This window comes from Dactylosporangium thailandense, assembly GCF_059739745.1.
Genome location: NZ_AP029195.1, coordinates 3,508,880 through 3,521,986 on the forward strand (window position 1 = coordinate 3,508,880; position 13,107 = coordinate 3,521,986).

Here is a 13,107-nt window from a genome sequence, read left to right on the forward strand (position 1 = left end):
CGGGGCTCAGCGGATCAGGTCGCGGATCGCCGCCGCCAGGCCCTCGGGCTCGACCGTCTCGCCGGTGACCACGGCCTGCAGCATCGCCCCGTCGACCAGTGCACTGATCGCCCGGGCGGCGGCATCCCCGGTCCGCGGCGCCAGTATCGCGTGCACCCCGTCGAGCCACGCCCGCGCCAGCGGCCGCAACGCCGGCACCCGGGCCGCCGCGAGATACAGCTCGTACTCGAGCAGCGCCTTCGGCTGATCCGCCACGTACGCCGCGACCTTCCGGCTCAGCGCCCCGGCCAGATCGTCCGGCTCCCGCTCGATCGCCGCTCGCCAGTCCGCGAGGTCTGCGGCGACCGAGTCGCTGACCAGCGCGAGCCCGGCCGCGATCAGGTCCGGGAGGGTGGGGAAGTAGTACGTCGTGGCCCCCAGCGGCACCCCGGCGCGGCTCGCCACCATCCGATGCGTGGTCTTGCCGACCCCGACCTCGGCCACCACTTCGACGACGGCCTCGGCGAGCGCCCGCTTCCGTCCCTCCGGGTCCCGCCGCGCGTTGACCACATCTGCTCCCTCGCCGCCTTCGGTGTTACCGCCATGCCGTGCCACACCGCAGCTCCGGCCGAGCGCCGGCATTCGCCGATGCCGCCGTCTTCGGTGATCCGGCGCTCAGGTGTACGAGACCGGCCCCGCCATCTGGATCATGCACCGACTCGATGTGAGCACGAGGCTCGGCGCGGTCAGTGCGCCCCGCCGAGGTTCAGCACCACAACTCCCGCGATCACCAGTGCGACACCGATCACCTTGAGCATGCTGAGCGGCTCACCGAGGAACACCGCCCCGATCGCCACGATGGCGGCCGTCCCGAGCCCCGACCACATCGCGTACGCCACCCCGACCGGCACCACCTTCACCGACTGCGCCATGAACAGGAACGCGAGCGTGTAGGCGAGGAGTACCCCCAGCGTCGGCCACAGCTTCGTGAACCCGTCGGTGGCCTTGAGCAGGCTGGTCCCGACCACCTCGACCGCGATGGCCAGCCCCAGCATTACGTACGCCACGGAAACCTCCCCAGTCACCGAACTTGTACGATCGTACAAGTTCGCCGGGGGCTCCTGCCAGGCTCGCGAGCTGCGACGCCGACCACGCGGATGGGCGTCGCTGCGACCGCATCCGCTCCGGCGATTACCGAATAACTGAATTACCGGTAATCGCAATGCCGGTAATTCAGCCCTCGTCACGGAGCGTAGAACTAGGCGCTCGTCAGGCCGAGCTGGAGCCGCTCGAGCCGTCCGCCGGCGGGCGCTTCGCCGCCTTCGCCGGTCGGCCCGAGGCGCCCGACCCTCTGGATTGTGCAGGAGCCGGCCCGGTCGCAGGGGGCGCAGTCGGGTGAGCCGCAGACTGGCCTGCATTCGGCTGCTTCGCCTCCGGCGACGCCGCCGAGTCCGAAGCCTGACCGTTGGCCGAAACACCCGGTGATGTCGCGCAGGCCGGCGCGACGTCGTCACCCTCCGGAGTGCCGCCGCTGGTGACCGGCTCGGTCTCGCTGGCTGAGGTGGTCGGCGCGGCCGAGTTCGCTTGGACGACCGCGCTTCCCGGCGCGGCCGCAGTTGCCCCGGCGGCCACGTCGGCCGTCGGGGCGGTCTCGGCCGCCGAGCTGTCCGGGGTGGCCGGGATGGCCGGGCTGGTTGGGACCGCCGAGTTCGTGGGGGCCGAGGCGGCCGGCGTCGCCGTGACCGGCGGAGCGGCCCCGGCCTCGGAATCGGTCGCCACCCCAGGGCCGTCCGGACTCCCGGAATCGCCCGCGGTCACCCCGTCCTCAGCGGGAACGACACCACCGCTCACCAGCAGTGCACGCCGGCGCCGCCGCGAGCGGATCACCGCGAACACCCCGACGGCGATCATCAGCACACCCAGCACCCCGATACCGATCACGATCCGGGTGATGTCCCGCAGCGACAGGCTCTGCACAAACGACCGATCCACGGTCTTCGGTGCCTGTGCCTGCACGGTCGGTGCCGCAGACGGCGGCGCCGGCGGCGCATACGGCGTGTACCGCAGAATCGGGCTCGCCTTCGGCTGATCCGACGTCGTCACGAACTCGGCACCGTCACGCGTGTAGGCGATGCCCTCACCCTGCGGCTCGCTCGGCAGCGGCGTGATCCGCGGCGCCGACCCGCCCGTGATCGCATCGACCACGTTACCGTCCGTGACGTCGAACTCGTACGCGTCGGCCATCGTGCGCACCACCGCGCGCTTGCCGTCCGGGCTCAGCGCCGCACCGGTCACGACCGAGGTGCCCAGGATGCCGTACGGGTTCGTCGTCCCCGTCGCCTGCGGCCGGAACGAGCCGGCCCGCGTCAGCGCCGCCGGATTGGCGTTGTTGGCCGGCAGCGGCTGCGTGAGCGTGTACACCTCGCCGACCGGGTCCTTGGTGATGATCACCGGACGACCCTCACCGTCGATGATCAGCGCCTCGGCGTCGCGGGCCTTCCCATCGGGGTACGCCAGGCGGTGAATCACCGGCGTGTTCTGGCCCGGTGCGAGGCTCCACAGCGCGATCGACGAGCGCCGGTTCCCGGAGCCGCCGGTGAGCGTGGTGTTGTCGCCGACATCCGCGACCCACAGCGTCCCGTCCTTCGCGATCGCGAGGTCCTCCGGGTCGAAGGCGCTGCTCGGGTACCCCACGCTGCGCGTCACCGCACACTGCTCGTTCAGGAAGAAGATCTTCTCCCGCGACCGCTCCACGTTGCTGTCGTTGATGACCGCGTAACCGTTCGCGGTCGCCACGATCCCCGAGATCTCGGTCAGCTGCGGGTCACTCATCGTGCACACGGTGCTACCCGGAATGGACGGGCCGAGATTCCGGTTCGCGGAGCCCGACGCGCTCGGCGCCGGGCTGGGCGCCTTCTGCGGCGCCGGCGACCCGAACGCCGTCGCCGGACTCCCGAGCGCCACCACCACCGGCGCGACCGCCACCAACACGGACGCCCTGATCGCGCCCCCGACCCGCTGCAGCATGCGCGACAGTGTCGCAGACACGCCTGAGAAACCGGCCACAGCCCGCCCCGAATCCGATCATGCCCACCCGGTCCGCCACTCCCCGGCGACGAACCCGCCAACGTCAGTCCTGAGAGAGACGGGCCGCGGCACCCGGACGTTGCAGCCCGAACCCGAGGCATTCACCGTAATCGCGGCATCACCCGAAGTTGACGACCTCGTCCGTGCGCCGCGCACCGGAGCCGCATCAGCGGAGCGCGGCGCTCCGGTCGCCGACGCTTGATGCATGGCTACCGACGGCCAAGGTGCCGAACCGGGTCGGATGGGCGCAGCGGCACGCTCGCCACCCGGGTCATCGACGGGCTCGTCGCCCGCGAGGGCGACGAGGCGGCGAAACCGGGTCAGGCGCTGCCGGCGTGGTTCACGTCCGCCGGTTCTCGCAAGCAGCGAACGAACGGGGTCAGGTGGCCGATTTGGTCGGCCTCCAGCGCGACCCGGCGCCGCCGGGCGTGCGCGCGGACGGCGACGGGGACGGGGCGACCGTCACGACCGTCGACCTGCTGGCTCGGCCGGGGTAGCCGCCGCGTCGGGCGACGGCGCAGACGGCGCCGAAGCCGGACGCAGGAGCAGCGCCGCACCCGCGATCGACGCCGCCAGCAGGAGAGCGCCGATGGTGAAGGCGAGCCGGTACCCGTCGGTGAGCGCGGCCGCCTCCGCCGCGCCCGCGTGCAGGTGAGCGTCGGTGCGTGACGCGGCCACAGTGGACAGTGCCGCCACCCCGATCGCCATGCCGAGCTGCTGGGTCGTGTTGAACAGCCCCGACGCCAGGCCCGCGTCGTCCGGGCGGGCGCCCGACATGCCCAGGCCCGTGATCGCGGGCAGCACCAGGCCTCCGCCCGCGATGAGCAGCATGACCGGCAGGAGATCCGTCGCGTACCGCGCGTCGACCGGCAGCCGCGTCAGCCACCCGAGCGCCGCGGTGAGCAGTACCAGGCCGGCGATGAGGATCGTGCGCTCGCCGTAACGGTGGATGAGCCGGGCCGACACGCCGAGTGACACGGCGGCGATGGCGAGCGCGGCCGGCAGCATCGCCAGGCCCGTCTGCAGCGCCGAGTACTGCAGCACCCGCTGCATGTACAAGGCGATCAAAATCTGGAACGAGAACATCGCGCCGATCATCAGGATCTGCAGCGCGTTCGCGCCGGCGACCTGGCGTGAGCGCAGCACGCGCAGCGGCATCAGCGCAGTTCGCGCCCGGGCCTGGCGCAGCACGAACGCGGCCAGCAGGACGGCGGCGGCACCGGCGGTGAGCAGGCGGTTACCGCTCGTCTGCACCACGGCGTAGATGCCGGTCATCAGGCCCGCCGTCACCAGGAGTGCACCGAGCACATCCGCTCCGGCGCGCAGGCCGAGGCCGCGGTCGTTCGGCAGGTACGGCACGGCGAGCGCGAGGGTCGCCACGCCGATCGGCACGTTGACGAGGAAGATCCAGTGCCAGCTCAGGGCGTCGGTGAGCACGCCGCCGAGGACCTGGCCCAGCGACGCTCCGGCCGCGCCGGTGAACGAGAACACGCCGATCGCGCGCGCCCGCTCGCGCTGCTCGGGGAACAGGGTCACGAGGATGCCGAGGCTGACGGCGCTGGCCATCGCGCTGCCGACGCCCTGCAGGAATCGGGCCGTGATCAGCATCTCGGGGCCGGTGGCCAGGCCGGCGAGCACGGAGGCGGCGACGAAGACCACGGTTCCGGCGAGCAGGACCCGCTTGCGTCCGAGCAGGTCACCGAGCCGTCCGGCGAGCAGCAGCAGGCTGCCGAACGCGATCAGGTACGCGTTGATCACCCACGTCAGGCCCTCGGGCGTGAGGCCGAGGTCGCGCTGCATGACGGGCATGGCGACCGTGACGATGCTGCCGTCGAGGATGACCATGAGCATGCCGGTCGCGAGCACGGCGAGCGCGAGCCATCGATTCTGTCTCATAAGCCAGACCGTAGCAGATAGTCTGCAACAGAACTATCTTTGACGGGACGAAGCCGTGTGACGAGGTTCCCAGACCGGATCGGTCCAGCTGACTAGCGCGGGATCACCTCGGACGGTCCAGTCGGCGACGACATGGACGCTGCCCCGCGCCGTTCGCAAACCGTCACTGACGGGCGCGGCGCACGCCCTGGGCCTCGACCGGAGTCGCGAGGTGACCCTGCGTCAACCGGGTCAGCGCCCGAACCAGCACCGCCCGCTCGTCCTCCGGCAGCGCGTCCAGCACCGCGGCGTGCACCGAGTCCGCGATCTCCTGGCTCCGGGCCGCCATCTCCGCACCCTCCGGCGTGACCGCGATGATCCGCGCGCGCCGGTCGGTGCTCGACGGCCGGCGCTGGGCGTACCCGGCCTTCTCGAGCGCGTCGACGGTCACCACCATCGTGGTCTTGTCCATCCCGCCGATCTCCGCCAGCTGGATCTGGGTGCGCTCCTCACCCAGTGCATGCGTGAGCACGCAGTGCATCCGCGGCGTCAGCCCGATCTCCGCGAGCGCCGCCGTCATCTGGGTGCGCAGCACATGACTGGTGTGATCCAGCAGGAACGACAGGTCGGGCGTGAGCGTGGCGGCCATGTCACCCAGCATAGATACCCGGCGACGGTACCTCTTCCGGTCGATGCCCCGACCAGCGCTGACGTCATCGACCACGGAACGTCGAACACCGCCGCCGTGCGCATCGCCGCCGAACTGGCGTAACCGGGCGGGGGCGCTACCTTGGCCTAGGCGGCCCCGTCGGTTCGCACGGGAGGCCGCCGAGACGCTAAAGTAGAGCGTTCGGGCAAGAAAAAAGACGCCACAGGGGCGTCGATTGCTACATGTTAGCCGACTGGAGAGCGGATTGTCAAACCCATCCGACACAGCCGACATCGTCGAGGAGCAGGGGCGTCTCGACACGCTGTACGGGCACCTCGACCGCCTGCGTGAGGAGGCGTCGGGGCAGCTGACGAGGACGCTGCTGCAGACCGGGGGAACGCCCGCGGACCGCTCGCACCGCGACTCGCAGACGGCGCTCTACACGGACCGGATCGCGCAGTACAGCGCGGTCGAGAACGGGCTGTGCTTCGGGCGGCTCGACTTCGCCGGGGACGAGGTCCGGTACATCGGCCGGATCGGCATCTTCGACGAGGACAACGACTACGAGCCGCTGCTGATCGACTGGCGGGCACCGGCGTCGCGGCCGTTCTACCTGGCCACCGCGGCCGCGCCGGACGGGGTGCGCCGCCGCCGGCACATCCGCACCGTGCGGCGGACCGTGACCGGGCTCGACGACGAGGTCCTGGACCTGAACGAGGCCCACGCCACCGGGCGCGGCGCGCACGACGGGGTGACCGGCGAGGCGGCGCTGCTGTCCGCGCTCACCGCATCCCGCACCGGGCGCATGCGCGACATCGTCGAGACCATCCAGGCCGAGCAGGACCACGTCATCCGGGCCGACCTGGGCGGCGTCCTGGTCGTGCAGGGCGGCCCCGGCACCGGCAAGACCGCCGTCGCGCTGCACCGCGCCGCATACCTGCTCTACACCCACCGCCAGATGCTCTCCTCGCGGGTCGTGCTCATCGTCGGGCCCAACGCGACCTTCCTGCGGTACATCTCCCAGGTTCTGCCGTCGCTGGCGGAGACCGGCGTGCTGCTGGGCACCATGGGTGACCTGTTCCCGGGTGTCGTCGCCGACCGGGAGGAGCCGGCCGGCGTCGCGGCGGTCAAGGGCCGCGCGGAGATGGCCGACGTGCTGGCCGAGGCGGTGCGGGACCGGCAGCGGGTGCCGTCCGAGCCGATCACGCTGCACCTGGACCTGCTCGACGGCGGTGAGGTCGTGCTCGAGCCGGCCGTGATCGAGGACGCCCGCGAGCGCGCCCGCCGCTCCGGCAAGCTGCACAACCTCGCCCGCCCGACCTTCGACACCGAGATCATCCACGCGTTGTCGCTGCTGGTGGCGGACACGATCGGCATCGACCCGTACGCCGATGATCCACTCGGCGGGGACGACGCTCCCGGCGACTCCCAGCTGCTCGACGAGGCCGACCTCGCCGAGATCCGCCGCGAGCTGCGCGGGGAGGCCGAGGTACTCGGGGCCCTGGACTGGCTGTGGCCGATCCTCACCCCGCAGCAGCTGCTCGCCGGGCTGTTCGCGTCGGACAAGCGCCTGGCCGCGGCCGGGGCCGACCCGCTGCTGAAGCGCGCCCCGCGGGAGGGGTGGACGCCGGCCGACGTACCACTGCTGGACGAGGCCGCCGAGCTGCTCGGCGAGGACGAGACCGTCCTGGAGATCCTGGCCGAACGGCGGCGCCGGCAACAGATCGCTTACGCCGAGGGGGCCCTGGAGATCGCGTTCGGGTCGCGGTCGATCGACGTCGAGGACGAGGACGACCCCGAGCTGCTCTCCGTCACCGACCTGCTCGAGGCCGACCGGCTCGCCGAGCGGCAGGACGAGGGCGAGGCGCTCACCCCGGCCGAGCGGGCCGCCGCCGACCGCAAGTGGGCGTTCGGGCACGTGATCGTCGACGAGGCCCAGGAGCTCTCGGCGATGGCGTGGCGGCTGCTCATGCGCCGCTGCCCGAGCCGCTCGATGACCGTCGTCGGCGACGTCGCCCAGACCGGCGACCTCGGCGGCGCGTCGGCGTGGGGCGACGCGCTCGCCCCGTACGTCGGGGACCGCTGGCGGCTGCGCGAGCTCACCGTCAACTACCGCACCCCCGCCGAGATCATGTCGGTCGCGGCCCTGGTCCTCGCCGGAATCGACCCGGATCTCGAGCCGCCGCGGTCGGTCCGCCAGGCCGGCGTCGAGCCGTGGGTGCGCGGCGTGGGTGAGTCCCGCCTCGGCGACGCGCTCGCGGAGGCGGTCGAGCAGGAGGCCGAGGCCGCCGGAGAGGGCCGCCTGGGGGTCATCCTCCCCGGAGGGATCTTCGAGGATCTGGTACCCCACGTGCGCAAGGCCGCCCCCGATGCCGCCCTCGGCGAGGAGCCGGACCTCACCACCCGGGTCGTCGTGCTGACCGTCAAGCAGGCCAAGGGCCTCGAGTTCGACGGCGTCATCGTGGTGGACCCGGAGCGGATCGTGGAGGAGTCGCCGCGCGGCGCCAACGACCTCTACGTGGCCCTGACCCGCGCGACGCAGCGGCTCGGCATCCTGCACCCGGGTTCGCTGCCGGACTCGCTGCACGCGGTGATCGGCATGTGATCGAGGAGGGGGAAGTCGGGAGCGTGATGGGTCGGACTCCAGCACGCTCACCGAACCGAGTGGAGCCTAGCAACCCCTCCGCGGCCCTCTCACCGGAGGTGTCCGGTGACGTTCCCGCAGACCAGCACGTGGAAGACTCAGGCGTCGTCCTTGCGGCGCCAGGAGTCGACGTACAGCGCGATCAGGATCAGCACGACCACCGCGAGGCCGAGTATGATCCAGACGAATACGGCATCTCCCCCCATGCGGCGACGGTACCGGTGCAAGCCCCCGCGGGGCGTCGCACGCACGAGTGACAGCGGGCTTGATACGGTCCGCTGCGATGACCGCGCAATTCGTGCTCGACAACACCACCCTCGGCCCGGTGCCGCTCACCCCCGAAATCCGGCTCCGGCTCGCCGACGAGGCCATTGAGCTGTGGGAACGGACCGAAAGCGATCAGGGCGCGCAGATGCCTCCGCCCTTCTGGGCGTTCGCTTGGGCCGGCGGGCAGGCGCTCGCGCGGTACGTCCTGGACCACCCGGACCTGCTCGCCGGCCGTAGTGTGCTCGACCTCGCGGCCGGCTCGGGGCTGGTCGCCATCGCGGCGATGAAGGCCGGCGCGGCGCACGTCACCGCGGTCGAGATCGACGAGCTCGCGGTGGCCGCGATCGGGATCAACGCCGAGGCCAACGGGGTCGCCGTCACCCCGCTGCTCGCCGATGTGCTCGAGCGCGACCCCGACGCCGAGGTGGTGCTCGCCGGGGACGTGTTCTACAGCCGCGAGATGACCCGCCGGATGCTGGACTACCTGCGCCGGGCCGCCCGCGGCGGGGCGACGGTCCTCGTCGGCGACCCCGGCCGCGCCTACCTGCCGCGCGAGCACCTGACGCTGGTGGCCGAGTACGAGGTGCCGGTGCCGCAGACCCTCGAAGACAGCCCGGTCAAGCGCACCACCGTGTGGTCGGTCAACCCGTAGCCATGACGATCCCCGAGCGCCGCACCCCGCCCGGCCTGCCCGCCCCCGCCGACGGGTCCGCGGACTTCACCGAGGCCTGGCTGGCCAACCGGCGCCTGTCCGCGCACACCCGGGCCGCCTACCGCCGCGACGTGCACCAGTTCCTCGCCTGGTGCGCCGGGCGCGGCCTGGACCCGTTGCGCGCCTCGTTCCTGCACGTCAACGCATACGCCCGCGACCTGGAGACCACCGTCGACGGCCGCACCGGCCGCGTGATGGCCCCGGCGAGCGTGGCGCGGAAGCTGTCGGCGCTGTCGAGCTGGTACGCGTTCCTGCTGCGGCTCGAGGCGGTCGCGGCCAACCCGGTCGGCGGCGCGGACCGGCCCCGGGTGAACCGCGACGTGTCCGCGACCGTCGGGCTGGCCGCGGCCGAGGTCGACGCGATGCTCGCCGCCGCCGATCGCCTCGACGGCCCGACCGCCGCCCGTGACCGGGCCATCCTCGCGCTGCTCGCCGACCTCGGCCTGCGCGTCGGTGAGGTCGTGGCGCTGGACGTCGAGGATCTCGGCGCGGAGCGCGGCCACCGCACCGTGCGCTTCACCGGCAAGGGCGGCAAGGCGCGGCGCCGGGCGCTGACGCCGGGGGTCGTCCGCGCCATCGACGACTACCTACCGCAACGCGGCGACTCCCCAGGGCCACTGTTCGCCACCGCGACCGGCGGCCGCGTCGACCGTCACGCAGTGTTCCGCCTCGTGCGCCGCCTCGCCCGCGACGCGGCGGTGCCCGCCTGGGAGCGCCTGAGCCCGCACTCGCTGCGCCACGCGTTCGCGACGACCGCCCGCGACGAGGGCGTGCCGCTCGAAGACGTGCAGGACGCGATGGGCCACGCCGACCCGCGCACGACTCGCCGCTACGACCGGGACCGCTACAACCTCGACCGCGACCCCGCCCACACGCTGGCCGCCGCCCGCGCGAGGCGAAGAACCTGAAGCAGATTGCTCGGGCCCGCGTCACCTGCGGACCGTCGCTCCCGCCAGGGACCCCGCTGGGGCCCAGCATCCGCTGGCCCGAGCGGGGCGACGTCCGCGGTGCCAAGAACGGACCACGCCCAGCGTGCTCAGATCGGGCAGGTTGAGGGTGTACCGCACGTAACGGCCGTGTCGCCGAGCCGTGAGCAGGCCCGCGCGGCGCAGGACGGCAAGATGGCGCGACACCTCCGGGGGCGACAGCTCCCAGAAGTGGGCCAGCTCGCTGGTGGTGTGCGGGCCACGGGCCAGGGTGCGCGCGGGGATCAGGAAGTCGGCCTGTGAGGAACGCCAGAGGAACTCGGCTTCCGTGAGCCGTTCGGTCAGATCGCCCCGCAGCCCGGCCCAGACGTCCGCGGCCCAGCCGGCGAGCTGCGGATGGTGACCGGGCGCGGCCAGCACATGCAGCATCGCGGTCAGTTCGGCCAGCGGGGAGGCGGCGAACCGCACACGCTCGGACGGCAGGCCGCTGAGGTCGATCCTCAGCGTCACCCCCACATCATCACCCCCACATCATCACCGCCCGGGCAACCCGGCGACCACGTCGATTGACGAACTGCGTCAACCGGCGTGCCCCGCCCCGACGGCCGAACGCACCGTCTGAGCCGTGGCAACCATCACCGCAATCCGGCCCCGCGCCCTCGTGCGCGCATCAGGAGGCCCCCGCTATGCCGTCGCCCTGGCCGTGGACGCGCTCGGCACCGGCCTGCTGCGCCCCTTCCTGCTCCTCTACGGCATGACGGTGCTGAGGCCGTCCGCGCCGGTCACCGGCACCGCCATGACGGTCGGCATCGTCACGGGTCTGGTGTGCATGCCCGCGGTGGGCCGATGGCTGGACCGCGGCGCCCGCAGCACGGTCGTGGCGGCGTCGATGCTGGTGCGGGTCCTCGGCGTGGCGCTGCTGCTGGCCGCCCCGGCGGGCCACGTCTGGCTGTTCACGGCGGCGGCCCTCTTCCTCGGCATCGGCAACCAGGCCTGGCCCCCCGCCCACGCCGCGCTCGTGGCCACGTCGCCCACGGCCGGGAACGCGACACCGCCCTCGCCGGGGCCCGCGCCCTGCGCAACGCCGCCCTGGGCGTCGGAGCGCTCCTCGCCGCCGCAGGCCTGGCGGGCGGCACCACCGCACTGCGGGCGCTGGCGGCGTCGGCGCCCAAAGTCGCCCGCCGCTCGCCTCCGCCGCCCATCGCAGCCCGTCGCCGCCATCGCAGCCCGTCGTCGCCGTCACCAATGGACTCGCCCGTCGACGCAGCCCGTCGCCGCCCGGCGCCGGTGCATCGTCTCCGCCGGCCGTCACCACGTGGACCGGTGCGCTGACGCGGCGGCACCAGCGAGACGAAAGGCGAGGCACCCTTCCTCTTGCCACGTCGTGCGCCGCCAGCCGTCGCCGTCCAGAGCCCGCTCTCGCCGCCCGCCGACGCCGCTGCGGCAGCACCAGCGAGACGCGAGGCGCCCTTGCTCTTGCCACTGCGGACCTGGCTGGGCGGTCCCCTCCGGCCGAAGGCCCTCGGGACCGCCCATTTGTCTGGCGGGAGCAACGGTCTGTGACTGACGCGGACCCGAGCAAAGAACCGGCTCTTACGCCACGTTGAGCAACTGTTCGAATCCGGCGTGCAGGTCCGCCGAGATGTCCGCGTTGCCCAATCGCCGCAGAATCCACAGCGACGCCAGCAGCGCCGGCCGCTCGTCCCCGTGCTCGGCCGCCCACGCCGCGTGCTCGAGCAGCAGCGCGGCGGTCAGCGCGTGCCCGAGCCGCAGCGCCAGCTCCCGCGCCCCGGCCACCACCCGCGGGTCGCGGGGGTCGGCCGCCGCGGTCGCGATGTCCCCGGCGAGCCGGGCCGTCGCGGCGGCGAGCGCCTCGGCCACACCCGGTAGCCGGTGGGTGGCGGCGTCCGCGGCCGCCGTCAGCCGATACAGCAGCGGCTTGGCGCCGTCACCCGACGTGAGCGCCCGCAGCACGTCGACGGAGAGCACATTCGTGGTCCCCTCCCAGATCGGCAGCACCTGGGCGTCCCGCAGCAGCCGCGGAATGCCGGTGTCCTCGACGTACCCGGCCCCGCCGAAGCATTCCAGATACTCGCTGGCCGAGGCGACCGCGAGCCGACCGGTCGTGAGCTTCGCCAGGGGAGCCGCCAGCCGCAGCTCCGCAGCCGCCGCGGCGTCGCCGTGCTCGGCCCGGCCCAGCAGTGCGAACGAGTGCGCGGCCAGCGCGAACGCTCCGGCCGCGTCGACCGCCAGCCCGCCGAGCGTCGCCCGGTGCAGCGGGTTGCCGGTCAGCACCCCACCGGCGATGGTCCGCTCCGAAGCGTAGGCGAGTGCGTACTCGAGGCCACGGCGCATCCCGCCCGCCGCCGCGGCCGCGTTGTGCAGCCGCGTCACTACGACCAGTGTCATCATCGCGGCCAGGCCCGGCTGCCCCGGATCGGTGAGCGGATGGGCGGCGACCCCGTCGAGGCGGACCTCGCCGGTCGGCACCGCCCGCGTGCCGAGCTTGTCCTTGAGCCGCAGCACCTGCAGCCCGGGCGCGGGGGAGCGGCCGTCGGCGCCGTAGCGCGGCACCAGGAACGGCACCAGGTTCCGGCTGCCGGGCCCGGCCCCCTCGGGCCGGGCGAGCGCGACCGCCATCGCCGAGTCGATCGCCGAGCAGAACCACTTGTCGCCGGTCAGCGCCCAGCCGCCGGCGCCGTCCGGATGTGCGGCGGTGGTCGAGCGCGCGATGTCGGAGCCGCCCTGCGACTCGGTCATCCACTGCCCCGACGTGACCGCGACCGCCGGATCGGTCGAGACGAGCCGCGCCAGCCAGTGACCCTGCGTGCCGGTCTGCGTGAGCAGCGCCGCCGCCCCGTCGGCCATCGCGACCGGGCACGAGAACGTCGCCGACTCCGGGCCCCACACGTGCAGGAGTGCCTGCTGCACGACCCGTGCCCCCGGCCCCCCACGTGTCGCGGGCCTC

General features: G+C 73.0%; 11 protein-coding genes. 3 read left to right on the forward strand and 8 right to left on the reverse strand.

What is annotated here, in order from left to right:
* Window positions 1–6: 6 nt before the first annotated feature.
* The 5 genes from AC6JBM_RS15800 to AC6JBM_RS15820 all read right to left on the reverse strand — a co-directional run bounded on the left by AC6JBM_RS15800 (window position 7) and on the right by AC6JBM_RS15820 (window position 5,590).
* A complete protein-coding gene (locus AC6JBM_RS15800) occupies window positions 7–549 on the reverse strand; it encodes a TetR/AcrR family transcriptional regulator (protein ID WP_497984358.1) in 543 nt (180 codons plus the stop codon).
* Window positions 550–725: 176 nt separating this feature from the next.
* A complete protein-coding gene (locus AC6JBM_RS15805) occupies window positions 726–1,046 on the reverse strand; it encodes a DMT family transporter (RefSeq protein WP_497984359.1) in 321 nt (106 codons plus the stop codon).
* A 202-nt stretch (window positions 1,047–1,248) separates the two neighbouring features.
* Window positions 1,249–2,811, reverse strand: a complete 1,563-nt coding sequence (locus tag AC6JBM_RS15810) for a hypothetical protein (RefSeq protein WP_497984360.1) — start codon at window positions 2,809–2,811, stop codon at window positions 1,249–1,251.
* Window positions 2,812–3,528: 717 nt separating this feature from the next.
* Entirely contained in the window at window positions 3,529–4,962 is a 1,434-nt protein-coding gene (locus tag AC6JBM_RS15815; RefSeq protein WP_497984361.1) for an MFS transporter, read from the reverse strand.
* Window positions 4,963–5,125: 163 nt separating this feature from the next.
* Window positions 5,126–5,590 (reverse strand): MarR family winged helix-turn-helix transcriptional regulator, encoded by a 465-nt coding sequence (locus AC6JBM_RS15820; RefSeq protein WP_433089727.1) that lies wholly within the window; start codon window positions 5,588–5,590, stop codon window positions 5,126–5,128.
* A gap of 265 nt (window positions 5,591–5,855) precedes the next feature.
* Between AC6JBM_RS15820 and AC6JBM_RS15825 the strand changes: the two genes are divergently transcribed.
* From AC6JBM_RS15825 to AC6JBM_RS15835, 3 genes are all read left to right on the forward strand, one after another.
* Window positions 5,856–8,195, forward strand: a complete 2,340-nt coding sequence (locus tag AC6JBM_RS15825) for a HelD family protein (protein WP_497984362.1) — start codon at window positions 5,856–5,858, stop codon at window positions 8,193–8,195.
* 322 nt (window positions 8,196–8,517) lie between these two features.
* The gene (locus AC6JBM_RS15830) at window positions 8,518–9,153 is read left to right on the forward strand and encodes a class I SAM-dependent methyltransferase (RefSeq protein ID WP_497984363.1); all 636 of its coding nucleotides are present in this window, start codon (window positions 8,518–8,520) and stop codon (window positions 9,151–9,153) included.
* A gap of 2 nt (window positions 9,154–9,155) precedes the next feature.
* Window positions 9,156–10,121, forward strand: a complete 966-nt coding sequence (locus tag AC6JBM_RS15835; protein ID WP_350618184.1) for a tyrosine-type recombinase/integrase — start codon at window positions 9,156–9,158, stop codon at window positions 10,119–10,121.
* Window positions 10,122–10,142: 21 nt separating this feature from the next.
* Here the strand turns inward: AC6JBM_RS15835 and AC6JBM_RS15840 are convergent, their stop codons facing one another.
* The 3 genes from AC6JBM_RS15840 to AC6JBM_RS15850 form a co-directional block, all read right to left on the reverse strand.
* Entirely contained in the window at window positions 10,143–10,649 is a 507-nt protein-coding gene (locus AC6JBM_RS15840; RefSeq protein WP_497984364.1) for an ArsR/SmtB family transcription factor, read from the reverse strand.
* Window positions 10,650–10,886: 237 nt separating this feature from the next.
* Complete coding sequence (locus AC6JBM_RS15845) at window positions 10,887–11,096, reverse strand: hypothetical protein (protein ID WP_497984365.1); 210 nt, start codon at window positions 11,094–11,096, stop codon at window positions 10,887–10,889.
* A 636-nt stretch (window positions 11,097–11,732) separates the two neighbouring features.
* The gene (locus AC6JBM_RS15850) at window positions 11,733–13,070 is read right to left on the reverse strand and encodes an acyl-CoA dehydrogenase family protein (RefSeq protein ID WP_497984366.1); all 1,338 of its coding nucleotides are present in this window, start codon (window positions 13,068–13,070) and stop codon (window positions 11,733–11,735) included.
* Between the last annotated feature and the right edge of the window lie 37 nt (window positions 13,071–13,107).

Excerpts from the sequence above, each read along its gene's own strand:
- AC6JBM_RS15830 (WP_497984363.1), top strand. The coding sequence starts at position 8,518 with ATGACCGCGCAATTCGTGCTCGACAACACCACCCTCGGCCCGGTGCCG.
- AC6JBM_RS15820 (WP_433089727.1), bottom strand. The coding sequence starts at position 5,590 with ATGGCCGCCACGCTCACGCCCGACCTGTCGTTCCTGCTGGATCACACC.
- AC6JBM_RS15835 (WP_350618184.1), top strand. The coding sequence starts at position 9,156 with ATGACGATCCCCGAGCGCCGCACCCCGCCCGGCCTGCCCGCCCCCGCC.
- AC6JBM_RS15810 (WP_497984360.1), bottom strand. The coding sequence starts at position 2,811 with ATGAGTGACCCGCAGCTGACCGAGATCTCGGGGATCGTGGCGACCGCG.
- AC6JBM_RS15815 (WP_497984361.1), bottom strand. The coding sequence starts at position 4,962 with ATGAGACAGAATCGATGGCTCGCGCTCGCCGTGCTCGCGACCGGCATG.